21 protein-coding genes are annotated in these 24214 nt (G+C 72.0%); 6 read left to right on the top strand and 15 right to left on the bottom strand.

Features of this window, described 5'->3' with window-relative positions:
• Window positions 1-17: 17 nt before the first annotated feature.
• The 4 genes from BMY89_RS24125 to BMY89_RS24110 form a co-directional block, all read right to left on the bottom strand.
• The gene (locus BMY89_RS24125; protein WP_239096916.1) at window positions 18-992 is read right to left on the bottom strand and encodes a threonine aldolase family protein; all 975 of its coding nucleotides are present in this window, start codon (window positions 990-992) and stop codon (window positions 18-20) included.
• Between the two features lie 177 nt (window positions 993-1169).
• Entirely contained in the window at window positions 1170-2576 is a 1407-nt protein-coding gene (locus BMY89_RS24120; protein ID WP_092382344.1) for a class II 3-deoxy-7-phosphoheptulonate synthase, read from the bottom strand.
• A gap of 87 nt (window positions 2577-2663) precedes the next feature.
• Window positions 2664-3146, bottom strand: a complete 483-nt coding sequence (locus BMY89_RS24115; RefSeq protein ID WP_092382343.1) for a hypothetical protein — start codon at window positions 3144-3146, stop codon at window positions 2664-2666.
• A gap of 309 nt (window positions 3147-3455) precedes the next feature.
• Window positions 3456-5081, bottom strand: a complete 1626-nt coding sequence (locus BMY89_RS24110; protein ID WP_092382342.1) for a glycosyl hydrolase family 18 protein — start codon at window positions 5079-5081, stop codon at window positions 3456-3458.
• A gap of 213 nt (window positions 5082-5294) precedes the next feature.
• On the opposite strand from BMY89_RS24110, the gene BMY89_RS24105 reads away from it, so the two are divergent.
• Together BMY89_RS24105 and BMY89_RS24100 are read left to right on the top strand one after the other, a co-directional pair.
• Window positions 5295-5783 (top strand): glutathione peroxidase, encoded by a 489-nt coding sequence (locus BMY89_RS24105; RefSeq protein WP_092382341.1) that lies wholly within the window; start codon window positions 5295-5297, stop codon window positions 5781-5783.
• Window positions 5784-5869: 86 nt separating this feature from the next.
• Window positions 5870-6541 (top strand): NADPH-dependent F420 reductase, encoded by a 672-nt coding sequence (locus BMY89_RS24100; RefSeq protein ID WP_092382340.1) that lies wholly within the window; start codon window positions 5870-5872, stop codon window positions 6539-6541.
• Between the two features lie 61 nt (window positions 6542-6602).
• Here BMY89_RS24100 and BMY89_RS24095 read toward each other — a convergent pair whose 3' ends face one another.
• From BMY89_RS24095 to BMY89_RS24060, 8 genes are all read right to left on the bottom strand, one after another.
• Window positions 6603-7166, bottom strand: coding sequence for a GNAT family N-acetyltransferase (locus BMY89_RS24095; RefSeq protein WP_092382339.1), 564 nt, complete (start codon window positions 7164-7166; stop codon window positions 6603-6605).
• Window positions 7166-7654, bottom strand: a complete 489-nt coding sequence (locus BMY89_RS24090) for a GNAT family N-acetyltransferase (protein WP_092382338.1) — start codon at window positions 7652-7654, stop codon at window positions 7166-7168. The genes BMY89_RS24095 and BMY89_RS24090 overlap by 1 nt, the downstream gene beginning before the upstream one ends.
• A 60-nt stretch (window positions 7655-7714) precedes the next feature.
• The gene (locus BMY89_RS30550; protein WP_092382337.1) at window positions 7715-10960 is read right to left on the bottom strand and encodes a hypothetical protein; all 3246 of its coding nucleotides are present in this window, start codon (window positions 10958-10960) and stop codon (window positions 7715-7717) included.
• Between the two features lie 163 nt (window positions 10961-11123).
• Complete coding sequence (locus BMY89_RS24080; protein WP_092382336.1) at window positions 11124-11474, bottom strand: DUF2203 domain-containing protein; 351 nt, start codon at window positions 11472-11474, stop codon at window positions 11124-11126.
• Between the two features lie 43 nt (window positions 11475-11517).
• Window positions 11518-12336 carry a pyrroline-5-carboxylate reductase gene (gene proC, locus BMY89_RS24075; RefSeq protein ID WP_092382335.1) on the bottom strand — a complete coding sequence of 273 codons (819 nt, stop codon included), beginning with the start codon at window positions 12334-12336 and terminating at the stop codon, window positions 11518-11520.
• 70 nt (window positions 12337-12406) lie between these two features.
• Entirely contained in the window at window positions 12407-13435 is a 1029-nt protein-coding gene (locus tag BMY89_RS24070) for a 6-phosphofructokinase (RefSeq protein ID WP_092382334.1), read from the bottom strand.
• 150 nt (window positions 13436-13585) lie between these two features.
• Window positions 13586-14134 (bottom strand): pyridoxamine 5'-phosphate oxidase family protein, encoded by a 549-nt coding sequence (locus tag BMY89_RS24065; RefSeq protein WP_092382333.1) that lies wholly within the window; start codon window positions 14132-14134, stop codon window positions 13586-13588.
• A gap of 80 nt (window positions 14135-14214) precedes the next feature.
• Window positions 14215-14712: a polyadenylate-specific 3'-exoribonuclease AS gene (locus BMY89_RS24060; protein WP_092382332.1), complete on the bottom strand. Its 498-nt coding sequence runs from the start codon at window positions 14710-14712 to the stop codon at window positions 14215-14217.
• 262 nt (window positions 14713-14974) lie between these two features.
• On the opposite strand from BMY89_RS24060, the gene BMY89_RS24055 reads away from it, so the two are divergent.
• The gene (locus BMY89_RS24055; protein WP_092382331.1) at window positions 14975-15667 is read left to right on the top strand and encodes a Crp/Fnr family transcriptional regulator; all 693 of its coding nucleotides are present in this window, start codon (window positions 14975-14977) and stop codon (window positions 15665-15667) included.
• A gap of 53 nt (window positions 15668-15720) precedes the next feature.
• Here BMY89_RS24055 and BMY89_RS24050 read toward each other — a convergent pair whose 3' ends face one another.
• Window positions 15721-15930: a hypothetical protein gene (locus BMY89_RS24050; protein ID WP_092382330.1), complete on the bottom strand. Its 210-nt coding sequence runs from the start codon at window positions 15928-15930 to the stop codon at window positions 15721-15723.
• A gap of 166 nt (window positions 15931-16096) precedes the next feature.
• Here BMY89_RS24050 and BMY89_RS24045 point away from each other — a divergent pair, with 166 nt between their 5' ends.
• Entirely contained in the window at window positions 16097-19717 is a 3621-nt protein-coding gene (locus BMY89_RS24045) for an ATP-binding protein (RefSeq protein ID WP_092382329.1), read from the top strand.
• A gap of 15 nt (window positions 19718-19732) precedes the next feature.
• Here the strand turns inward: BMY89_RS24045 and BMY89_RS24040 are convergent, their stop codons facing one another.
• Window positions 19733-20437, bottom strand: coding sequence for a lysophospholipid acyltransferase family protein (locus tag BMY89_RS24040; protein WP_092382328.1), 705 nt, complete (start codon window positions 20435-20437; stop codon window positions 19733-19735).
• Between the two features lie 533 nt (window positions 20438-20970).
• Here BMY89_RS24040 and BMY89_RS24035 point away from each other — a divergent pair.
• Both BMY89_RS24035 and BMY89_RS24030 read left to right on the top strand, forming a co-directional pair.
• Window positions 20971-21825, top strand: coding sequence for a DUF308 domain-containing protein (locus BMY89_RS24035; protein ID WP_092382327.1), 855 nt, complete (start codon window positions 20971-20973; stop codon window positions 21823-21825).
• Between the two features lie 174 nt (window positions 21826-21999).
• Window positions 22000-23418: an alpha,alpha-trehalose-phosphate synthase (UDP-forming) gene (locus BMY89_RS24030; protein WP_092382439.1), complete on the top strand. Its 1419-nt coding sequence runs from the start codon at window positions 22000-22002 to the stop codon at window positions 23416-23418.
• Here BMY89_RS24030 and BMY89_RS24025 read toward each other — a convergent pair.
• Window positions 23393-24190, bottom strand: a complete 798-nt coding sequence (locus BMY89_RS24025; RefSeq protein ID WP_372433296.1) for an alpha/beta hydrolase — start codon at window positions 24188-24190, stop codon at window positions 23393-23395. The two genes, BMY89_RS24030 and BMY89_RS24025, sit on opposite strands and share 26 nt — an antisense overlap.
• Between the last annotated feature and the right edge of the window lie 24 nt (window positions 24191-24214).

Genomic DNA, 24214 nt, shown 5'->3' with positions numbered 1-24214 from the left:
TCAACGCAGCGGACGGGTCAGCGGCGGAGGATGTTGGTGAGCACGGCGGCGGCGTGGTCCACGGCGGCGTCGGTGACGTCCATGTGGGTGACCAGTCGGGCCGTTCTCGGCCCGAGCACCGAGATCAGGACGCCCTCGGCGCGCGCGGCGGCAGCGAGCCCCGGGGCGTCCAGCGACGCCTTGGTCAGGTCCAGCGGCACCAGGTTGCTACGCACGGCGGTGGCCAGCACCCCGAACGGGGCGATCGCCTCGGCCAGCCTGGCGGCCTTCGCGTGGTCGGCGGCGAGCCGGTCGACATGGTGGGCCAGCGCGTATCGGCCGGCGGCGGCCAGGATGCCGGCCTGACGCAGTCCACCGCCCATCCGCTTACGGATCACCCGGGCCCGCTCGATCCGGTCGGCCGCGCCGACGACCAGCGAGCCGACCGGCGCGCCAAGCCCCTTGGACAGGCAGACCGACAGGGTGTCGAAAAGCCCGCCGTAGGTGGCCAGCGGCACCCCGTCGGCGACGTGGGCGTGCCAGATCCGGGCACCGTCGCAGTGCAGCGCCAACTGCGCGGCGTCGGCGACCCGGCGTAGCTCACGCAGCGTGGCCAGCGGAATCACCCCACCGCCGCCACGGTTGTGGGTCTGCTCCACGGCGATCGCCCGGGTGGTCACCGCCCAGTAGCCGTCGGGACGGATCATGCCGGCGACCGTGTCGGGGTCGATCTGGGCACCCACGGCAGGCCAGGTCCGCGAGGTGATTCCGCCGTACGCGGCGGCGGCCCCCATCTCGTACGTGACCACATGCGCGTCGGCGTCGCAGAGCAGCTCGGTGCCGGGCGGTACCAGCAGTTGCAGGGCGATCTGATTGGCCATCGACCCACTCGGGCAGAACAACGCCGCCTCGTGCCCGAACAACGCGGCGACCTCGGCCTCCAGGGCGTTGACCGTCGGGTCCTCACCGTAGACGTCGTCACCGACCTCTGCGGTGGCCATCGCCTCCCGCATCCCCGGGGTGGGCCGGGTCACCGTGTCCGACCGCAGGTCAATCGGCACCCGCCCCGACTGCTCAGCCACGGTCATCCCTTTCGGCTGCGACTGCGGGGCTCGCAAGCTCACTCCTCGCGTCAGCCACGGTCATCCCTCTCGGCTGCGACTGCGGGGCTCGCAAGCTCACTCCTCGCGTCAGCCACGGAGCATCTCCGCCACCAGGAAGGCCAACTCCAGTGACTGCTGGGTGTTGAGTCGGGGGTCGCAGGCGGTCTCGTACCGGTCGGGCAGGTCGAGGTCGGCGATGCCCTGGGCGCCGCCGAGGCACTCGGTGACGTCCTCACCGGTCAGCTCCACGTGCAGACCGCCCGGGTGGGTGTCCAGGCCCCGGTGCACCTCGAAGTAGCCCAGCACCTCGTCGACGATCCGGTCGAAGTGCCGCGTCTTGTAGCCGTTGGACGACTCGTGGGTGTTGCCGTGCATCGGGTCGCACTGCCACACCACCTTGGCCCCGGCGGCGGTCACCTTGGCCACGATCGGCGGCAGCGCGTCACGGACCTTGTGGTTACCCATCCGGCTGATCAGGGTGAGCCGGCCGGGGATGTTGTCCGGGTTCAGCTTCTCGCACAGCTCGATCGCCTCGTCCGGCGTGGTGGTCGGGCCGAGCTTGACCCCGATCGGGTTGGCGATGCGGGAGATGAAGTCGATGTGCGCGCCGTCGATCTGCCGGGTGCGCTCGCCGATCCACAGGAAATGGCCGGAGAGCCCGTACGGCCGGCGACCGGAGACCCGGGTCAGCGCCCGGTCGTACTCCAGGGCCAGCGCCTCGTGCGAGCAGTACAGGGTGACCGTACGCAGCGCCTCGTCGTCGGTCATCCCGCAGGCGCGGATGAAGGCCAGCGCCCGGTCGATCTCCCTGGCGATGGCCTCGTACCGCTCGCCCGCCGGCGAGTTGCGCACGAAGCCCTTGTTCCAGTCGTGCACGGCGTGCAGGTCGGCCAGCCCACCGGCGAGGTAGGCGCGGAGCATGTTCATCGCGGCGGCCGAGTTCGCGTACGCCCGGATCATGCGCTGCGGGTCGGCGATCCGTGCCTCCGGCGTGGCCTCCAGCGAGTTGATCAAATCGCCGCGGTAGGCGGGCAGGCCGCGGGCGTCGGTCGGCAGCGACCGGGGTTTGGTGTACTGCCCGGCGACCCGGGCCACCTTGACCACCGGCAGGGACGCGCCGTAGGTGAGCACGATCGCCATCTGCAGCAGCGTGCGGGCGTTGGCCAGCAGATGGCTCTCGGTGTTGTCGACGAACGTCTCCGCGCAGTCACCGCCCTGCAGCAGGAACGCCTTGCCCTCGCAGACCAGCGCGAGGCGCTGGCGCAACTGATCGACCTCGTACGGAGCGACCACCGACGGCACCGTGTCGAGCACCTTGCAGACCTCGGCTACCTGGTCCTGGTCCGGCCAGGGCGGAGTCTGGGCGCGCGGCAGCTCCCGCCAGCGGTCCAGGCCAAAGGCCTCGTCCTCGGCGGAGTCGACGGTCGGGCGGCTGGTCTGCAGCACCCGGCTGCCCACCGCCGGATGACTCAGCTGATGCCACTCATGGCGCATGACATTCAGCGTACGGCGACCAGAGGAAGGAGCGCCCGGCGAGGGGGCGGGTTCCGGTAGATGGACGACCGTGGCTGATGGCGCAGGTCAGGGCGTCGGTGCCGGGTTGGGGCTGTTCGCGCCGGGCCGCTCGTCGGAGATGCACCAGTCGAGCCCGTCACGGGTGACCGTGAACAGCAGTGGGCGGGTGGCCTTGCGGCTGCCGACGGTCACCGTGACCGAGGTACTGACCTCCTGCCCGGCCGGGCCGGGCCGGATGTCGGTGATCTCGGACCGCGCCACCTTGAAGTGGTCCGCGAAGTCACCGTTCGCTTCCGTGGCGGCGAGGTCGAACGCCTCGTGCAGCACCGCGCAGAGCTGGCTGCGGCCGGCCGCCACATCCTTGGCCGTCATCGCGTCGAGGTACGCCTGGACCCGCTCCCGGGACTTGAGCAGCGCCTCCTCGGCGGGTGCCCGTCCCGGCTTCTCCGCCTCGTCCTCGCCGCCGACGAGCCCGCAGCCGAACAGCGCGAACGGCACGGTCGCGAGCAGCACGGCGGCTGCGGCCGGTCGCCGGTACGTGACCAATATCGCTACCTCCCGACGACGGACATCGAGACACGGTCGAGCGGCGAGTCTGTCACACCCGCCGCCGGCGCAAGGAGGGGCCCCTTGTTAACGCCTTTTGTTTAGGAGGGGCCCCCTGTTAAGACACGCGACCGGAGCGGCGCGGAGCCGGCGCCTGATGGCGGCCGGCTCGGCGCACCGGGCAGTTTGTTAACAGGGGGCCCCTGCTCTACCGGAGGCGTTAACAAGGGGCCCCTCCTTACAGGCAAGCCGGACGGGGAGGGGCCGGTGCGGGCCCCTCCCCGTCGTGTGGGTGGTGCGTTGGCCGTCGGCTCAGCCGAGGCCACCCTTGATGGCGCCGATCAGCTCACCGTTGCTGGTGTCACCGGAGAGCTCCCAGAAGAATGCGCCACCGAGGCCCTGGTTCTTCGCGTACGTCATCTTTCCGCCGATGGTCGACGGGGTGTCGTAGCTCCACCAGTTGCTGCCGCACTTGGCGTACGCGGTGCCGCCCACGGTGCCGGTGGCCGGGCAGGTGTTCTTGAGGACCTTGTAGTCCTCGATGCCCTGCTCGTAGGTGCCCGGGGCGGGGCCGGTCGCGGTGCCGCCCGGCGTGGTCTGGGTGACCCCGGTCCAGCCGCGGCCGTAGAAGCCGATGCCGAGCAGCAGCTTGTTGGCCGGGATGCCCTTGCTCTTGAGCTTCTGGATGGCCGCGTCCGACCAGAAGCCCTGCTGCGGGATACCCGTGTACGAGGTGAGCGGCGAGTGCGGGGCGGTGGGGCCCTGCGGGGCGAAGGCGCCGAAGTAGTCGTACGTCATCGGCATGATCCAGTTGAGGTGCGTGGCGGCGCCGGCGTAGTCGGTCGCGTCGATCTTGCCACCGTTGCTGCCGTCCGCGGTGATCGCGGCGGTGACCAGGTTGCCCGAGCCGAATCGAGTACGCAGCGCGCTGGCCACGTTCTTGAACGCGTTCGGGCCGCTGGCGTCACAGGTCAGGCCGCAGGCGTTCGGGTACTCCCAGTCGATGTCGATGCCGTCGAAGACGTCCGCCCAGCGCGGGTCCTCGACCAGGTTGTAGCAGCTCTCGGCGAAGGCAGCCGGGTTCTGCGCGGCCTGGGTGAAGCCGCCGGACCAGGTCCAGCCACCGAACGACCAGATCACCTTGATGTGCGGGTACATCTTCTTGAGCTTGCGCAGCTGGTTGAAGCTGCCCCGCAGCGGCTGGTCCCAGGTGTCGGCCACGCCGTCGACGCTCTCCGCCGCGGTGTACGCCTTCTCGTAGTCGGCGTAGCTGTCCCCGATGGTGCACCGGCCGCCCGTGGTGTTACCGAAGGCGTACAGGATGTGGGTCAGCTTCGAGGCCGAGCCGCTGGTGTGGATGTTCTTGACGTGGTAGTTCCGGGCGTAGACGCCCCACTGGGCGAAGTAGCCGACCACCTTCTGCGCGCCCGGGTTCGGCGGCGTCGTGGTCGGGGGTGTCGTGGTCGGAGGCGTCGTGGTGGGCGGAGTGGTGGTGGGCGGAGTCGTCGTCGGCGGGGTGGTGGTCGGCGGCGGGGTCCCACCGCCGCACGGCGCGCCGTTGACGGTGCAGTTCAGCGGAGCCCGGTACGCGCCGGTGCCGTTGTAGCCCCAGCTGAAGGAGGCGCCCGGAGCGAGCGCACCGGCCCAGCTCTTCTTGACCGCCACGTAGCGGTTGCCGTTGCGGGTGACGTCGGCGTCCCAGGAGCTGCTGATGCTGGTGCCGGAGGGCAGCTCGAACTCGACACGCCAGGTGCTCACGCTGGCGTCGGAACCGTTGGTGATGGTGACCCGCGCCTCGTGACCGGTCCCCCAGTCCGACACCCGGGTGAACGAGGTGGTCACGCTTCCGGCGCCGAACGCCGAGGCCATCGGGACCGTGGCGACGGTCACCGCGACCACGGCGCCGACCCAGATGGCCCGGCGGAGCGATCTCTTCATGTGGCGTCTCCAAACAGTTAGGAAACTTTCCAAAAGGATGAGGAGACGCTACTCACACGCAACCACTTCGTCAAGATGCGCATGTATCGATTTGGCCGTCGAGGCGAAACCACCCGGTTCCCGCGTCTTCGCCGGTCAGCGGTCGGCTACCGAACGGTAGCGTGGCCCTCCCCGACGGTCCGGCGCTCAACCACCCAGCGGTAACCTCGCGGCATGACGGTCTTCGACATCCCGATCGGCGCACTCGACGGCGGCCCGGCCGATCTCGCTCAGTACCGCGGGCGAGCCCTGCTGGTGGTCAACGTCGCGTCCCGGTGCGGACTCACCCCGCAGTACGCCGGCCTGCAGGCGCTACAGGACGAGTACGCCGACCGCGGGCTGCTGGTGCTCGGCGTGCCGTGCAACCAGTTCGCCGGCCAGGAGCCGGGCAGCGCCGCCGAGATCAGCGAGTTCTGCCAGGTCAACTATGGAGTGAGCTTCCCACTGACGGAGAAGGTCGACGTCAACGGCCCGCACCGCCACCCGCTCTACGCGGCCCTGACGGACACCCCCGACGCCGACGGCCACACCGGCGACGTGCGATGGAACTTCGAAAAGTTCCTCGTCGCCCCCGACGGCACCGTCGCCGCCCGCTTCGCCCCCACGGTCACCCCCGACGACCCCAGCCTGCGCACCGCCATCGACAAGAACCTCCCGGCCTGACCGCGGTACCCGCCTCGACGAACAGCGGGCGGGTCCGGGCGGGCGGGGTAGGTTCGGTGGTGGCCGGAGTGGTGGAGGGGTGGGGTATGGCGACGGTGGGGTTGATCGGCAGCGGGCATATCGGAGGGACGCTGGCGCGGCTGGCCGTGAACGCCGGCTACGACGTGGTGCTGAGCAACTCACGCGGGCCGGAGACCCTCACCGGCCTGGTCGAGGAGCTGGGGCCGCAGGCGAGCGCGGGCACCGCCGACGCCGCGGCCAACGCTGGTGACCTGGTGGTGGTCACCATCCCGCTCAAGTCGTACCGGTCCGTGCCGGCCGCACCGCTGGCCGGCAAGGTCGTCATCGACACCAACAACTACTACCCGGAACGGGACGGCCAGTTCCCCGAGTTGGATTCCGCCACCGCCACCAGCAGCGAGCTGCTGCAACGGCACCTGCCCGAGGCCCGGGTGGTCAAGGCGTTCAACAACATCTTCTTCAAGCACCTGCTCGCCCTGCCCCGGCCGAACGGTGCCGCGGACCGCAGCGCCCTGCCGATCGCCGGCGACGACGCGGACGCCAAGGAGACCGTCACCGCGTTCCTCGACCGGATCGGCTACGAAGCCGTGGACGTCGGCTCGCTCGCCGACGGCTGGCGCTTCCAACCGGGCAATCCGGCCTACGGCGTCATCTACTCGGCCGATCCGGCGGACTGGGAGCGGGAATCCCCGGCCGGCACGGGCACCCTGCGCGCCGCGCTCGCCGCAGCCGGCTGACCTCGATCCGGCCGTCGACACCTGACTGCATGCCGGTGCCGCCACGCCGGTCCGAGCCGACCTAGCGGTCCGGGCCGCCGTGCCGCGACCGCCACTCGGGGGCCAGCACCGACCAGACCTCCAGGTCGATCCGGCCGTCCGGGCCGGCTAGCACCTCGCGCAGCACGCCGTCACGCCGCATGCCGAGCCGGCGGGCCACCGCGATGCTGCGCACGTTGTCGGCGTTGGTCCGCCACTCGACCCGGTGCAGGTCACGCTCGTCCACCACCCAGTCGATGAGCCGGCTCACCGCGCGGGTCACCAGGCCACGCCCCTCGGCGGCCGGCTCCAGCCAGCAGCCCGCCTCACACACCCCGCTCGCCGTGTTGAGCGACACCAGCAGCACCCCGCCGACCAGCGTGCCGCCGGACCAGATGCCCCAGATCCCACCGTCGTCACGGGCCCACCGGTCGGCGTACCGCTGCAGCACGTGCCGTGCCCCGTCGAGGTCGGCGGCGACGAAGGACGGCGACACCCAGGGCGAGATGTGCTCGCGGGACCGGTTCAGGTTCGCCAGGAACTCCTCGGCGTGCCACGGGTTCAGCGGACGCAGCTGCGCGTCGTCGGTCAGCGGCACGGCGAACATCAGCGCGCACCGCCCGGCACGACCCGCCGCAGGGCCGGCGCCGCGGTGGGACGAAAGCCCAACTCCCGGTACAGCGACTCCCCTTCGGGGCTGGCCTTCAACTCGACCGTCCGCACCCCCTGCCCGGCGAACCAGTCGAGCAGCGCCGACATGCAGCCACGTGAGAAACCCCGCCGACGGTACGCGGGGTCGGTGACCACGTTGAAGACGTAACCGCGGCGATCGCTGGCGTCGGCTGGCCCGCCGAGCCGCAGGTCGACCACGCCCACCGCACACGCGGCCACCACCCCCGGTCGACCCGGCGCGTCAACCACGAAGGCGGCGAGGTCGGCGTCCGGGTCCGGCAACTGCCGGCGCAGAGTACGCAGGGCGCTGTGCTGCCATCCGCCGGGCTCCGGCGGCGCGCCGCCCACCGCACTCAACATGACCGCCCGCAACCGAACCAGTTCCCGCGCATCGTCCACGCTCGCCCGCCGCACCCCGCTCATCCGGCCAACCCTAGCTGGGCTCGCATCAACGCATTGACCCTGGATCGCCGGCACCGGAGATCACGCGGGTACGGCGCCCACCTGAAGGTAGAAGCCGTCGGGGACGGTGCCGTCGGCGAACACCGGATCGGCCGTGAAGCTCAGCTCGGTCATCCTGCCGTAGATCCGTAGCGTCCCGCCCGAATCCAGCGTGCCGGCGACGGCACCGGTCACCGTCGTCGCGGACAGGGAGAACGTCGGATCACCGCTGACCCGTACCACCGGTGTCCCGGGCGGGAAGGTGAGGCGCGACGCCACGGATGCCAGGTGCAGGACCACGTCGCGTACCGCCTCGCCGAAGCGCAGCCGGAAGGAACTGCCCGCGAGGGAGATGAGGCTGACGGCGTCACTCATCGGTAGCGGCGGTGCGTAGTGCGCGGCCCCGAACAGCGGGAAGGTGCCGTCCGTCACGCCGCCCTCCCCGATCGGTCCGACGACCGTCACCTGCGCGCCGTGCAGCGTGCCTACTGCCCGCTCCGGACCCAGGTCGGTCCAGGAGGCGAACGCGAAGCCCGCCGGAAGCTCGGTGGTCGCGTCCGACCCGACCGGTCTGGCCACTCCGGCGGTCAACACCTCCAGCGCGCCACCCCGGTCGTCGACCAGGACGAACGTGTCCCCGAGCCGCGCCGCCCCGGCGAACCAGGGCCGCTCGGGGTATTCCGCGACGACCGACACCCGGTCCCGCTCGTCGACGACGAGTGACCGCCACGTCCCGTCCGCCACCGTCGCCAGGACCGCGCCCTCGTCCTCCACGATCACCGCAGCCAGGTGGGTCACGTCCAACTCCGGTACCGAGACCACCGGGTCCACCGAGAGCCCGGTGCCGGTCATCCGGTACACGGCGACGCCAGCCGCGCCGCCCACCAGTAGCCGACCCCCGACGCGCAGCAGTGATCGCGCTCCGTGGACGGCAACCGACGAGCGCCGCGACAGGCTGCGGGAACGCACCTGCAGCCCGTCGGCGGTGAGCACGTACATGGCGCCCGGACCCGACGCCGCGTCCAGCAGCGGTGCCGGTTCCTCGGCCGGTCCGACCCGGCGCAGCCGCCGCTCGGCGTCAACGTTGAACAAGCCGTCCTCGGTGACGACAAGCAGGCCGGACCACCAGTTCAGCGCCCGTCGCACACCGTCGACGTACCAGCGGCCCACGGCTCGCGGGCGAGCCGCACTGCCGACGTCGTACGCGGCGATCCCGTCGGACAGGACGGCGGCCACGCCGTTCGGTGTCCAGACCGCAGAGGCCAGCACGGCTGCGACGGGCGCCTCGACCGCGACGGATGCGGTCACCTCGAGCAGCTGCTGTCGGATCGCCAGGGCCGCCTGCGCCGCGCCCTCCGGGATCTCGTCACGAACGAGGCTCAGTCCGGCACCCGGGCTGACCATCGCGGACAGTTTCGTCACGGTCCCTGCCCGGGCGGCGACGCTCACCATCGGCCCGCCGTCAGCCAGCAGGGCCACCTTCGTACCGGGACGGACGTGCTCGGCGGCGAGCTGCCAGCGTTGTCTGAACTGCCGGTCGAACGGGGGGTCGATGAGCCAGCGGAGATCGAACCGCCCCGACCGGACCAGCAGCTTGCAGTCGGCGATCATCGCGATCACCACCGCCTTGAGCCGGCGGATGTCCTGCTCGGTCAGGGGCGGTGCAGGTGGAATCCGGATCAGCCGCGACCCGATCGTCGTACGGACCAGCACGTCCACCGGGTAGGGGTCGGCCGCGTACACCGGCCCCGGGTTGGGCACCCGGACGGTGACGGTCGCCGGCAGCCGATCACTGTCGACCGCGACGTGACCAAAGCGGTCCAGCGGATCGTTGAGCACCTCCAGTGCGCAGTACCAGGCCGGGGCCGTACCGTCCGCCTCGAGGTAGATCTGGGCCTGCAGCGGCGCGAGATCCTCGGCGTGCTCGGCGAACGCCGCCGCCAGGGCGGCGTCGGCGCTGCCGCAGGAGATCTGCGGCGGCGTCCACGCGAACGGCCGGAAGCTGGTTCGCAGCTTCGCCGGTGTGGTTACCGGACTTCGCAGCGTCGCGGTGAGCAGCAACCCGTCCGGCTGCGCGGACAGGCCGCCGATCCGCACCTGCGTGCCGCCGAACGAGGACGCCGGCAGCCGCCGGGTGCACCGCTGGTGCAGTGGCTCGATCTCGGTGCAGTGCAGGCCCGACAGGTCGACGTCGCCGACCGGCGGCTTGAGGTCCGCGATGGCGGAGTCGATCGGAAGCCGGACGAATGCCCACACCGGCCCGAGGAGCCGCCGCAGTACCGCGTCGATGCCGGCGATCATGCTGCGGGCGATCGCCCGGATGTCCGGCAACCGGAGATCGATCGTCAGCTCACCGCCGGCGGCGACGGAGAGCTCGGCGCGGACCGGCACCTCGACGTAGGGGTTGCCGAGGGGATCGGGCAGGTCGACATGCGCGTGCACGGTCGTGGTCACCTGAGCCCTACCCCCGGTACCCGAGTACGCGCTGCCGACGCTGATCAGGTCGACCTCCGGGCCGGCCTCCGCGGCGACGGCCTGCCACACCGCGGTCTGAAACATGCTCTCGACGACCCGATGATCGATCCAGAGTCCCCACTGGGCACCGGCGAGACGGTCGGTGACGATGCCGGAGAAGAAATTTCCCCAACGCCAGTCGACGTAGCCGGTGCCGGCTCCGGTCTCCGCGCGGAACACCAGCAGGGTGCCGTCCTGGCTGACGGTCATGCCCACGTTCAGGGTCGGCGTGTTGCCGCCCATCAACAAGTTGACGATGTCGAGCGGCTGGGTGAAGGACGGGAACGCGCGCCGGATGACGACCTCCACCTCCCGTTTGATGTCGGCCGGGTCGACGGTCGGCGGTAACGGTGGCAGGGATAGCCGCCACTGGACCTGCGAGATGCTGCTCGTCATCGTCGGTGTGCCGTCGGCGACGAAGTCCAGATCGACCACCACGGTCAGCGGTAGCGCCACGATGGCGGGCGGCGTCTGGTTGGGATGCGCGAGCACGGCCGCGGTGGTGCTCACGTGAACGACGACGTCCTGGGCCAACTGGGTCTGGAAACCCTCCGCCCACATCCCCTGGGTCGTCCCGTGTGACTGGTGGAAGACCGCGTACCGGGCCGGCTGGTCGTGCCGCAGCTCGCTGGCGGTGAACTCGATCTGGTGCACGATCAGCGAGACACCGGCCACTTCCGTCGGCGGTGGCAGACAGATCTGTCGGGAGCGCAGGCCCGCGGCCATCACCCCGAGAAAGACCGGCACCTGGATCTGGATGTCGAACTCGGCCATTCGTCTGCTCCCGCGCGCCGGTGGCTCCGAGTCGTCATCTTTCCGCTGCGTCCACACCCCTGGTCGGCGAATCCGAAAGATCGAGCCCTCCGCACCGACCGACGCGACGGTCCGGGCCTGCGCGTCGGCGTGAGTGGGCCCCGGCGACCGCCGTACGGTGAGCTCAGACGGGGCGGCGGCCGGCGAAGCCGCAGTCGGCGCGGTGGTACCAACGCACGTCGGTGTCCCCCTCCAGCCAGCACCAGAGCACCTGCCGGCCGTCGCGCTCGCCGGGAAAGTCGAGCAGCACCGGCGCCACGCTCTTGACCTCGATGCCGTGCTGCTGGATCTCGTCGAGGACCGCGTGCAGCCGCGCCTCCAGGGCCTTGACCTCGGCCCGGCCGCCGAGCGCGCTGAGCCCGTGAGTGACCAGGTCGGCCTGTAGCTCGGCCAGGTCGGCCCGGACCCGGATCAGTTCGTCGACCCGGGGGTGCAGGGTGGCCACCAGGTGCCGGGCCTGGGCGAGTGTGAACACCGCGCCAGTATGCGTCACCGGGGCGTCCCTCGGGAGGCCGCCGTCACTCGGCCTGGGCGGCCAGCTCCCGGGCCCGGTCGCGGGCCGCCTCCAGGGCGGCCAGCAGCGCCGCGCGTACGCCGTGGTTCTCCAGCTCGCGGATGGCGGAGATGGTGGTGCCGGCGGGCGAGGTGACCGCCTCGCGCAGCTTCACCGGGTGCTCACCGGAGTCGCGCAGCATCACCGCCGACCCGATCGCGGTCTGCACGATCAGGTCGTGCGCCACCTGCCTGGGCAGCCCGAGCAGGATGCCGGCGTCGGTCATCGCCTCCACCAGCAGGTAGAAGTACGCCGGACCGGAGCCGGAGAGGGCGGTCACCGCGTCCTGCTGGCTCTCCGGCACCCGGATGGTCGCGCCCAGCGGCTTGAACATCTCCTCGGCCAGCGCCAGGTGCTCGCCGGTGGCGTGCGCGCCGGCGGAGATGGCGGTCATCGCCTGGTCCACCAGGGCCGGGGTGTTGGTCATCACCCGCACCACCGGTGTGCCGGTGGGCAGCCGGCGGCTGAAGAAGCTGCTCGGCAGGCCGGCGCAGAGCGAGATGACCAGTTTGTCGGCGGGCACCTTGGGCCCGATCTCGTCCAGCAGCGCCGCGGCGTCCTGCGGCTTGACCGAGACGACCAGCACCTCGGCCTCGTCGACCGCGGTGAGGTTGTCCACCACCCGTACGCCGTAGCGGGCGGCCAACTCCTCGGCGCGGGCCGGGCGGCGGGCGGTGGCCAGCAGCCGGTCCGCCGGCCAGCCGGAACGCAGCAGCCCGGAGAGCATCAGCTCACCGATCTTGCCGGCGCCGATCACCGCGACTGTGTGCACCCCGGCTGACACCTGACGTACCCCCTTGGTCTGCCGGCGTCGCGGCGGACCGCCGGGCCCGCCGCGACGCGGCAATGAACGATCAGCTGCCGAAGAAGACTTCGGCTTCGGCGTAGCGCTCCAGCGGGACGGTCTTCAGCTCGCGGGTGGCGTCGGCGAGCGGGACGCGGACGATGTCCGTGCTCTGCATCGCGACCATCTTGCCCCAGTCGCCCTCGTGGGCCGCGTCGATCGCGTGCAGGCCGAGCCGGGTGGCGAGCACCCGGTCGAACGCGGTCGGGGTGCCACCGCGCTGGATGTGCCCGAGCACGACCGTGCGGGCCTCCTTGCCGGTCTTGGCCTCCATCTGCTCGGCCAGCCACTGGCCGATGCCGCCGAGCCGGACGTGACCGAACGCGTCCAGCTCCTGGTTCTGCAGGACCATCTGGCCCTCCAGCGGCTGGGCGCCCTCGGCGACCACGACGATCGGGGCGTACTGGTGCTGGAAGCGCTTCTCGACGTAGCCGGCGACCTGGTCGACGTCGAACTTGCGCTCCGGCAGCAGGATCACGTTGGCGCCCCCGGCCAGGCCGGCGTGCAGGGCGATCCAGCCGGCGTGCCGGCCCATCACCTCGACCACCAGGGTGCGGTGGTGGCTCTCGGCGGTGGTGTGCAGCCGGTCGATCGCCTCCATCGCGATGTTGACCGCGGTGTCGAAGCCGAACGTGTAGTCGGTGGCGCCGAGGTCGTTGTCGATGGTCTTCGGCACGCCGACGACGTTGACACCCAGCTCGTGCAGCTTGGTGGCGACGCCGAGGGTGTCCTCACCACCGATGGCGATGAGCGCGTCCACGCCCTGCGCGGCCAGGTTGTCCTTGATCCGCTCGACGCCGTTCTCAATCTTGAACGGGTTGGTGCGGGACGAGCCGAGGATGGTGCCGCCACGGGGCAGGATCCCGCGGACCTCCGCGATGCCCAGCGGACGGGACAGACCCTCCAGCGGGCCCTTCCAGCCGTCCCGGAAACCCACGAATTCATGGCCGTAGCTGGCGACGCCCTTACGGACCACCGCCCGGATGACCGCGTTGAGACCCGGGCAGTCGCCGCCGCCGGTGAGCACGCCGATACGCATGATCTGCTCATCCTCCTGGGGAGCTCTGGTCAAGCCCGATCAAGCCCCAGGATATGTGTCAGGTCAGACCTCGGCACCGTTGCCGGCCCGGGGCGGGCCGTCCGCTACGAACTGTAGTCGCCGCCGTGGCAGGCCCGACACCGCGCCCCGCTACCGGTCAGTAGCCGAGCCATGGGTCTCCCCCGGCGCCGGGGGGCCGCCGTCGCCGGTCGCCCGGCCGGGATGGCCGAGCAGGCCGACCTGCCGGCCGCTGCGAGCGTCCCAGCTCCGGGCGGCGGTGGCGTGCACGGCGACCAGCGTCAGGCCCGGCGTCTCCACCCCCTCCGGGAACCAGGCCGCCAGGCCCGGATGCCACAGCCGCTGCGCCCGCGCCCGGTCGCAGTCGTCCCGGGCAGTACCGGAGACCGACACCCAGAACTGTCCATCCGGGTCGTGGAAGCCCACCTCGACCTCGGGATTGACCCGCAGCTGCCGGACGGTCGCCGAGGCTGCGTGCGCGAAGAACCACAGCTCCCCGTCGAACTCCACCCGCTGCAGGACCATCGGCCGGGCCGCCAGCCGACCGTCCAGGGAGATCGTGGTGAGCGTGCAGGTCCGCGCGAGAAGGATCAGCTCGGTGATCCGGGCCCGGGCGTCCCGGACGGTCAACGCCTCGTCGCTCGTGCCGGCACCGACGATTCGCTCACTTCGCTGGCTCATGCCGGCACTCCCTCGCCTCGGCTCCTTCGGCCGAACCGGTGCCCAGGACACAACGGGCCAAACCGCCGAACGGCCCGAAACTACGAACCGGTGATCGCCCGCCACCGGGCCAGGTTGTGTCGGGCGTCGACCAACGCGTCGTGCCGGGCCGCCTCGGCGTTGGGCAGCCGGGGCCGACCCCGCTCGTCCCACAACTGCCGCAGCTCCTTGGTGTACCGGGGAATCGCCCGGGGCAGCGCCGGCATCGCACCCCACAGCTGCGCCAACGCCACGTGGTCGTACGCGGCGTACCAGGCCCACAGCTCCAACTCCTCCCCGGGCCGCTCCCGGATCGGCTCGACGAGGAAGTCGTAAAGCTCGTCGCGGATGCGCTCGCGGGACCGCCAGGCCGGATCGGCCGGCGAGGGCAGCTTGTCCAGCACGTGCCGGCGAACCCAGGGCACCGCCCGGGCGGCGTCGAACTCGGTGGAGACCGCGTAGAACTCACGGTCGTACTCGTCGACGACGCCGATCGAGACCAGTTCCACGGTCCGGCCGTCCTCGATGAACTCGCAGTCGTAGAAGTAGCGGTAAGACATCCCCGCCATCCTCGCCGACGCCCGACGGAGCCCGACGGGCGGGGCCAGGACGCCGGGAGCGCTTCCATCCGCCCGGACCGGGGCCAGGCCCAGCTCGAAGCTGTCACGGAAGTGATTTGAGGGGTGTACAGCAAGCGACCGGACCGTCATGATCTGATGTGTACCGCTGCCGGACGCCGAGCAGGTGTCAGATCACCTCATCAGGAGCCGCCAGGCTCACCCGGTGAGCGAGTTGGGTCCTTGACCGGGGAGGGGTGGGGCCGTGGAGATGCGCCTGCCGGAGCCGGGCGACGCGCTCACGGGTGTCGACATGTTCGCCGGGCTGGAGCCGGAGGTGCGTCAGCGGGTGGTAGCCGCCGCGGTACCCCGGACGTACCGCAAGGGTCAGCTCCTGTTCGTGGAGAACGACCCGGGCGAATCGCTGATCATCCTGCGGCGGGGCGCGGTTGCCGTGTTCCGCACGGCGCCCACCGGTGAACGCGCCATCCTGACCGTGATGCGGCCGCCGGACGTGCTCGGCGAGGTGTCCCTGCTGGACGCCTCGACCAGATCGACCTCCGCCGAGGCGATCGAGGACACGGCCGCGCTGGCGCTGTCCCGGCCGGCGTTCATGGAGCTGGTCCACTCGAACGCGCGCATCCTCGACGCGGTGATGCGGTCCCTCGGCGCGCTCATCCGCCGCCTGACCGAGCAGAACGCCGACCACGTCTTCCTCGACCTGCCCGGTCGGGTGGCCAAGACGCTGGTCCGGCTAGCCGGGGAGAGCCAGGCCCCGATGATCACCATCGAGCTGAACCAGAGCCAGCTCGCCGAGATGGCCGGCGGCTCCCGGCAGAGCGTCAACCAGGCGATCGGGTCGTTCGCCAACCGGGGATGGCTGCGCACCGAAGGCCGAAGGATCGTGGTCACCGACGTGCCCGCGCTGCGTCGCCGGGCGGGCATGAGCGAGCGCTGAAAAACGAAGCGGCGGGGCCGGGACCTCGGTCCCGGCCCCGCCCGCGTACCAGGTCAGGGCGTGGTGCTGCCCGGCCCGGCCCAGTCCGTGCCACCCGGCCCGGCCCAGTCCGTACCGTCCTTGCCACCACCGGGCACCTCGCCGACGATTCCCTGCGCCTGCAGCAGGGCGAGGGTGGCGGCGTCCACGTCCACCGAGTCTCCGGCGGGGTGGGTGATCCCGTTGCCGTCGGTCCAGTCACTCTTCAGCATCACGTACACCATGGAGCTGTCCCCCTGATCAGCGGTTGACGAATCAGCTGCCTGAATCTAGCCGTTCGGAACGCGGTGAGCTGCCCGGCTGAGTGTCCACAAGCCAACAGCCCGGTACCCGACACTGCCTCGGGCGGCGATACTCGGTCCTGCGCCCCCGGGCGTCGGGGGCCTGCCAGTGGAGGGTGACATCGCCGCGCAGTGTGACCGCTGTGGACGTACCGCCGCCGAGGGCGACCGCTTTTGCGGTGGCTGCGGTGCGGAACTCGGTGCCGTCTGCCCGCACTGCCTGCGCCCACTCGCCCCCGACGTGGCCTTCTGCACCTCCTGCGGCTCGCCCCGGGCCGGCACCGATCGCCCGGCGAGCATCAACCAGGAGGACCGCCGCCGGGTCAGTGTGCTCTTCGTCGACCTGATCGACTTCACCCCGTACGTGGAGCGGGCCGATCCGGAGCAGGTCCGCGGCATGCAGACCGGATTCTTCTCGGCCGCACGTCGGGTGGTCGGCCAGTACGGCGGGGTGGTGGAGAAGTACATCGGCGACGCGGTGATGGCGTTGTTCGGCGCGCCGGTGGCCACCGAGACCGACGCGCTGCGCTGCGTGCGGGCCGGGCTGGAGCTGCAACGGGTGCTCACCCGGTTCACTCCCACCGGCACCGACGGGCTGCGCTTCCGGGTCGGCGTGGCGACCGGGGAGGCGCTGGTCGACGTGGCCGCGGCCCGCGACGGCGGCCAGGCGATCGTCGCCGGTGACGTGGTCAACACGGCCTCCCGGTTGCAGTCCGCGGCGCCGCCCGGCGGGGTACTGGTCGACGGTGCCACGCACGCGTTGACCCGGGACACCATCCGGTACGACGAGCAGCCACCGGTCACCCTGCGCGGCCGGTCAGCGCCGACGGAGGTGTGGCTGGCGCTGTCCGCGGTACGCCAGCAACCCACCGACCGGGAGCCGGACACCACCCCGCTGATCGACCGCGAGCACGAACTCGGCATGCTGGTCAACGCCCTGCACCGCAGCCTGCGCGACCGCCGGCCCCAGGTGGTCACCGTCTTCGGCCGGGCCGGCATCGGCAAGAGCCGGCTGGTCCGCGAGCTGCACCGGCACACCGGCCGGCTGGTGGACGAGCCGCTGACCTGGCGGATCGGCCGGTGCCCACCGTTCGGCGAGAACGTCACGTACGCCGCGCTGGCCGACATCGTGAAGTCCGAGGCGGGCATCCTCGACACGGATCCGGCCGCCAGCGCCGCGCAGCGACTCACCGCGGCCGTCGGCGAGCTGGTCGGCATCGGCGAGCGGCCCCGGGTGGTCAACGCGCTGCGCCCGCTGGTCGGCCTGGCCGGCACGCCGCTGCCCGCGGAGGAGGCGGAGTCGGCCTGGCGGCGGTTCCTGCTGGCGCTGGCCGCCCGTCGCCCCACCGTGCTCGTCTTCGAGGACCTGCACTGGGCCGACGACGCGATGCTGCGTTTCGTGGAGCTGCTCGGCGCGGCAGCCCGGGACGTGCCACTCCTGCTGCTCTGCACCGCCCGTCCCGAGCTGGTCGACCGGGATCCGAGCTGGGCGGGGACCATCACCGGCTCGGTGACGATCACCCTGCCGCCGCTGCGGGACACCGGCATCGCCGCCCTGTACGCGCACATGTTCGGCCAGGCCGCGTTCTCCGCCGACCTGCTGACCCCGCTGATCGAGGTCGCCGGCGGCAACCCGCTCTACGCCCACGAGTACGTCCGGATGCTGATCGAGCAGGGTGCGCTGCGGCAGTCCGGGCGCGGCTGGTCGCTGGAGAAGCACCTGGACCTGCCGATGCCGGAGAGTGTGCACGCGGTCATCGCCAACCGGGTCGACCTCCTCGATGCCAAGGACCGGGCGGCGCTGCTGGCCGCGGCGGTGGTCGGGGTGCAGTTCTGGCCCGGCGCGGTGGCCGCCGCGGTCGGGCAGTCGGTCGAGTCCGTCGAGCGCGCCCTGCGCCGGCTGGAGCAGCGGGACTTCGTCCACGAACAGGCCGCCTCCACGATGGCCGGTCAGCCGGAGTACCGCTTCCGGCACGTGCTGGTCCGCGACGTGTGCTACCAGCGGCTGCCGCGTACCGAGCGGGTGGCCCGGCACGAACGGACGGCCGACTGGTTGGACACGCTCTCGCAGAGCCGGGACACCGACCTGGCCGAGGTGCTGGCCCACCACCGCTGGGCGGCGCACGAGATCGCCCGCTCGTTGGGCATGGAGACCCGCCGCTACGCCGGGCCGGCCCGGGCCGCGCTGCACCGGGCGGCCCGCCGGGCGTACGCGCTGCACGGGCTGGAGGCCGCGGCCAGTCACGCCGGTCGGGCGCTCGGTCTGGCCGATGACTCCGACCCGGTGGGCCGGCTGCAACTGGAGCTGCTCAGCACCGAAATCTCGTTCTACCGCGACGGCAACGCCTTCCTCTCCGGCGGCGGGCCGGAGCAGGTGCAGGCGCTGGCCGACCGGCTGCTGGCGTACGGCGACGAGGCCTGCGCGGCCCGGGCCTGGACGCTGCTCGGCCAGGCGGCCTGGCTGCGGGCCGACCGGCAGGCCGCACTGGCCTGCCTGGACCGGGCGGTACGGCTGTTCGACCCGCTACCGGACAGCGCGCAGAAGGCCGACGCCTTCGCCGAGCTGGGCCGGCTGCACATGCTCAACTACGAGCGGGATCCGGCGGTGGCGGCGGCCGACACGGCGGCGGAGATCGGCGAACGGCTGGGATTGACCGAGACCCGCACCAACGCCCGGATCACCGCGGCCACCGCCCGCTACCAGGCCGGCGACCGGGCCGGGCTGGACGAGCTGTACGCCATCGTCGAGTTCACCCGGGCCGGTCAGCTGCTCGCGCTGCCCCGTGCCACCCAGAACCTCGCCTACGCGGTGCGGGAGGAAGGCGACTGGCTACGGTCCGACGCCCTGCTCACGGCGGCACCAGCCCGCACCGCGAGCGGGCAGACGTTGACCACCAGCTACTCCGTCGAGGCGATGCGGGCCTGGTTCGAGGGGGACTTCGGCCGGTTGCTCGCCGCCGCCGAGGCGTTCGTGGACACCCCGACCGGCAGCTGGGACATGCAGATCCGCGGCCTGCGGTCCTGCCTGCTGGTGTTGTGTGGCCAGCCGGTGCCGCCGGCCGCCGGCCCGCCCGCCGGCGGCACCGACCCGGGCTTCGGACCGGACGGTGCCGCCGGGAAACCGGGCGCGGCTCCGACCAGCCCCGCTCCCCCACGCGACGACGTGGCCGCCGCGTTGGACACCGCGCGGCGCAGCGGCTTCCACCGGCTGCACTGGACGATGCTGGCCATGGGCGCGCTGTGCCGTGCGGTGCAGGGGCGCACCGAGGAGGCCGCCGCACTGGTCGACGAGCTGGCCGAGGCGTGGATGGCGGTGCCGGCCCTGGCCAGTGGCGAGTGGATCGCCGCGGCCGGCTGGGCGGCCACCCTCGCCGGGCGCAAGCCCGCCGCCCGGGTACGCACCATGCTCGACCAGGTCGGGCACCGTACGCCCTGGTCGGAGGCGGCGTTGCGGACCGTGACCGGCGCGCTGGCCGGCGCCGACGGCGACCACCGGCACGCCGCCGAGCTGCACCTTGCCGCCGCCGAGATCTACGCCGGGATCCCCGACGTCACCGACCGGATGCTGGCGCTGACCTTCGCGGTCCGGGAACTGGAGTCGGCCGGCGACCGGGCGGCGGCCGCTGCGCTGCTGGTCGAGCTGCGCGCCTTCGCCCACCGCAACGGCGCGCCGGGCCTGCTCACCCTGGCCCACCCGCCCACCGAAGAGGCACAGACGCTGGCCTCCTGACCGCACCGACCGGGTTCAGGCCGCGACGGGCGCGCCGGGTGCCGGGGTGGGCAGGGTCTTGAGCTTCTGCGCGTAGACGTCGACGTACTCGCGGCCGGAGAGCTCCATCAGCTCGTACATGATCTCGTCGGTGACGGCGCGCTCGACGAACCGGTCGCCGGAGAGCCCCGCGTACCGGGAGAAGTCCAGTGGCGGCCCGAAGCGGATCCGGACCCGCTCGATCTTCGGGATGAGCTGACCGGGTGGTTGGATCTCGTCCAGGTTGAGCATCACCACCGGGACGACCGGCGCGCCGCTCTCCAACGCGAGCCGGGCCACTCCCGTCTTGCCCCGGTAGAGCCGCCCGTCGGGTGAGCGGGTGCCCTCCGGGTAGATGCCGGCGACGCCGCCGGCCCGCAGCACCTTCAGCTGGGTGTCCAGCGCGGCGCGGGCGGCGCGGCCGCCGGAGCGGTCCACCGGGATGGTGCCGGTGCCGGTGAAGAACATCTTCGTCAGCCAGCCCTTGATCCCCTTGCCGGTGAAGTACTCCGCCTTGGCCACGAAGGTGACCTTCCGCGGCACGATCAACGGCGTGAAGATCGAGTCGGAGAAGGAGAGGTGGTTGCTGGCCAGGATCACCGGGCCGGTGGCCCGCACATGGTGCAGGCCCTCCACCTGCGGCCGGAAGACGAGTCTCAACAGCGGGCCGAGGAGCACGTACTTCAGCAGCCAGTAGAGCACCGGCGTCCCTTCCCCAGGTGTTGTCGCCACGACCTTGTGGGCCGGGTGATCGTGACATGAGCCTACGAACCGCCGACCTGCCCGGCAACGTACGCCCAGCTCGAATCGCCCGTCACGTTCGGTATCGGTCGCCTCGCCCGCATCTCCCCCCGTTCCGCCCTTGCGCTGCTTCAACCGGCGCAACGGTCACCCTGCGTATCGAATGCCGCCCGAAGCCCGGTTGCCGCCGCCCTCGTTGCACCTGGTCAAGCGCCCTTGCGTAGGTTGAAGCAGAGCAAAGGCTCGGCAGGGCATACGGTGGCGGGGTGGCACCCGACACGGAGGGTTGCTGTCACGGACGGTCGCGTCCTGAGCGACAAGAGGGACAAAGGCCGACCGCGACCGGTGGTCGATCCACCGACCGCCGTACGCCGCGCCACAAGGCACTCCCCGAACCCGCCCCGGACGTGTCACGATTCAGGGCACGGCGTGCGGGGCCACGCCGAGGGGCTGGACGCGGGGCGCGCCGGCGGCGCGATGAGGAGGGTGGTCCGGTGTCAGCGGGTGGGGCTCGCCGGGGACGGCGGGACAACGGGCTCGACGCGAGCGAGTACGCCATCGCTGGCGATGTCGACCCGCGCGTCGGGGAGCACCTGCTCGACGTGCTGGCCGCCGGCGGGATCGCCGCCTACCTGCAACCCTCGGCGGACCTCAACCCGGTCACCCGGACCACCACCGTGCCGGCCCGCCCGGTCGACCGGCTCTACGTGGACCGCTCGCATCTGAGCACCGCCCGGGACTACCTCAGCCAGCTCGCCGACGAGGGCAGCGGCGGGCGCGGCGGCGAGGAGCCGGACATCGACGCCGAGTGGGAGCGGATCGTCGCCGGCTTCCACACCTCGCCCAACACCGGCGACCATCCGTGGCCGGCCGCCGAGGACGTGGACGACCAGGCCGGCCATGGCGGTGGCACGGCCACCGCCACCCGGCCGGGCAGCACCGACGAGCCGGTCGGACCGACCGCCACCGACGTCCGCCGGCTGCCGTACGCGGCCGACATCTCCGGCGTCTCGGTGGGACGTGGTCCGCGTGACGGCGACGGGCCGTCGCTGCTGGACGGCCTGGACACCTTCGGCACGGACCTGCCCGACGATCCGGACGACAACGAACGCTACGTGCCGCCGCCCCCTCCGCCACTGCCCCGGGTGTCGAAGTACGCGGTGGCCGGCGTGCTCGCCGTGGTGCTCGGCTTCGTGCTGTTCCTCTTTCCCGACCTGCTCCCCGCCGACCAGAGCATCGTGACGCTGCTCGGCTTCACCGGCATCCTCGCCGGCTTCGTCACGCTGGTCTGGCGGCTGCGTCCCGGCGACACCGACGACCGCGATCCCGACGACGGCGCCGTCGTCTGAGTCGCCACGCAGGGAGCCGCCCGGATACCGGGACGGCGACTGCCCGCGCCAGTGGGCGTAACAGTGGTGTAACTTACTGTCAGTAGGAATACCGCAGTACGTCACGTCACCCGCCGACTGCCCGGTTGTTCCTTTCTCGTGGCGGTCACTCCTCTGCTGATCGGAATGCCCGAGATGCGACAGAGTTCCCTTGTGGTGGTGGCCAACCGCCTACCCATCGACGACAGTGTGGCGCCGGACGGCGCCTGCGAATGGCGCCGCAGTCCCGGAGGGCTGGTCAGCGCGCTGCATCCGCTCCTGCGGCAGGCCCCCGCGACGTGGGTCGGCTGGGCCGGCGGGACCGGTCCCGCGCCCGCCCTGCCCGACATCGACGGGGTACGGATGTACAGCGTGCCGCTGACCAGCGACGACCTGCGCGACCACTACGAGGGCTTCGCCAACGCGACCCTCTGGCCGATCTACCACGACGCGGTCGAGCAGCCCCAGCACCACCGGCGCTGGTGGGACGCGTACCAGCGGGTCAACCGGCGGTTCGCCGAGGCCACCGCCCAGGTCGCCGAGACCGGCGCGGTGGTCTGGGTGCAGGACTACCACCTGCAACTGGTGCCGGAGCTGCTCCGCACCCTGCGGCCCGACCTGCGGATCGGCTTCTTCCTGCACGTGCCGTTCCCGCCGCCGGAGCTGTTCATGCAACTGCCCCGACGCGCCGAACTGCTGCGCGGGATGCTCGGCGCCGACCTGGTCGGCTTCCAGCGGGCCCAGGCCGCGCACAACTTCGCCCAGCTCGTGACGAAGGTGCTGGGGCTGCCGGCGACCGACCGGCGGATCGCGGTCGACGACCGGATGGTCCGCATCGGCGCCTTCCCGGTCTCGATCGACACCACCGAGATGGCCGCGCTGGCCGGCCGGACGGACGTGGTCGAGCGCGCCCGCCGGCTGCGCCGCGATCTGGGCAGCCCCGACCAGGTGATCCTCAGCGTCGACCGGATGGACTACACCAAGGGCATCGAGCAGCGACTCAAGGCCTACAGCGAGTTGCTCGCCCACGGGCACGTGAAGGTCCGCGACACGGTGCTGGTGCAGGTGGCGGTGCCCAGCCGGGAGCGGGTCGGCCAGTACCAGATCCTCCGCGACCGGGTCGAGCGGGAGGTCGGGCGGATCAACGGCGAGTTCGGCCGGGTCGGTGAGCCCGCGATCCACTACCTCACCCAGCCGTTCGACCGCGCCGAGCTGGCCGCCCTCTACCGGGTCGCCGACGTGATGGCGGTGACCCCGCTGCGGGACGGGATGAACCTGGTGGCGAAGGAGTACGTCGCCGCCCGGGTGGACGACACCGGTGCGTTGCTGCTCAGCGAGTTCGCCGGGTCCGCCGCCGAGCTGCAACAGGCGTACCTGGTCAACCCGCACGACCTGGAAGGGCTCAAGCAGGGCCTACTCTCGGCGTTGCGGGCCGACCCGGCCGACGCGCGCGCCCGAATGAGAGCCATGCGCGAGCACCTGCACCAGCACGACATCCGCGCCTGGGCCCGCTCCTATCTGTCCACCCTGGACCAGAGCGACTCGCTGCTCACCCGCCTCGGCCCGGATTCTTGACCAGCCAGTCGAGGATCGCGTCGATCGGCTCCCGCCACCGGGCGTCGAGCATCAGGTCGTGCCCCATGCCGGGGAAGAGCAGCGGAGCCGATCCGTACCGCCGGGCCGCGCGGGTCAGCGCCGAGGCGGGCACCACCCGGTCGTCCGGACTGCCCAGCACCAGCACCGGTGGACTGCCCACCGCCGGCTCCGGGTCGGCCCCGGTCAGCAGCTGCCACTGGGCGCGCCGGGCGGCCCGGCCCAGCCGAGCGGTGTGCCGCCGGGCGTCGGCGTCGGGCAACTCGCGGCTGAACAGCTGCCGGCGGCTCAGCCGCAACCCACCGCCGAACACCGCCGGCAGGGTGCCGAAGGGGTTGCGGCGCAGCGCGGCGCCGAACGTCGCCCAACCACCGAGCACCGGGGCCACCAGCACCGCCGCGCGGGCCGGATAGCGAGCCAGGGCGTGCGCGACCACCAGGGCCCCGGCACCGTGCCCCACCAGCACCGCCCGGCTGGGCAGGCCCGCCGCCACCTGGACCACGTCGTGGGCGTACGCCCGCAGCGTCGCCTCCGGCGCCGGATCGCTGCCGCCGTGCCCCCGCAGGCTCACCGCGTGCGCGCTGAAGCCACGGGCGGCGGTGTGCCCGAGCCAGTTCTCGGCGTACGCCCAGGCGCCGTGCCCGAAGCCGGGCACGAACAACAGCGGCGGCCGGCCCTCCTCCAGTTGGGGGGTGACGCTGAGCACCTCGCGGCGGACCGGGCGGACCGGCCGCGCCCACTCCCAGCCCCGCATGACCTGCACCCGCTCGCTCACGCC

Source organism: Micromonospora phaseoli (assembly GCF_900109115.1).
GTDB classification, from domain to species: domain Bacteria; phylum Actinomycetota; class Actinomycetes; order Mycobacteriales; family Micromonosporaceae; genus Micromonospora; species Micromonospora phaseoli.
Note: the sequence above shows the minus strand (reverse complement) of the source record. Positions and strands in the feature narration are given on the sequence as shown.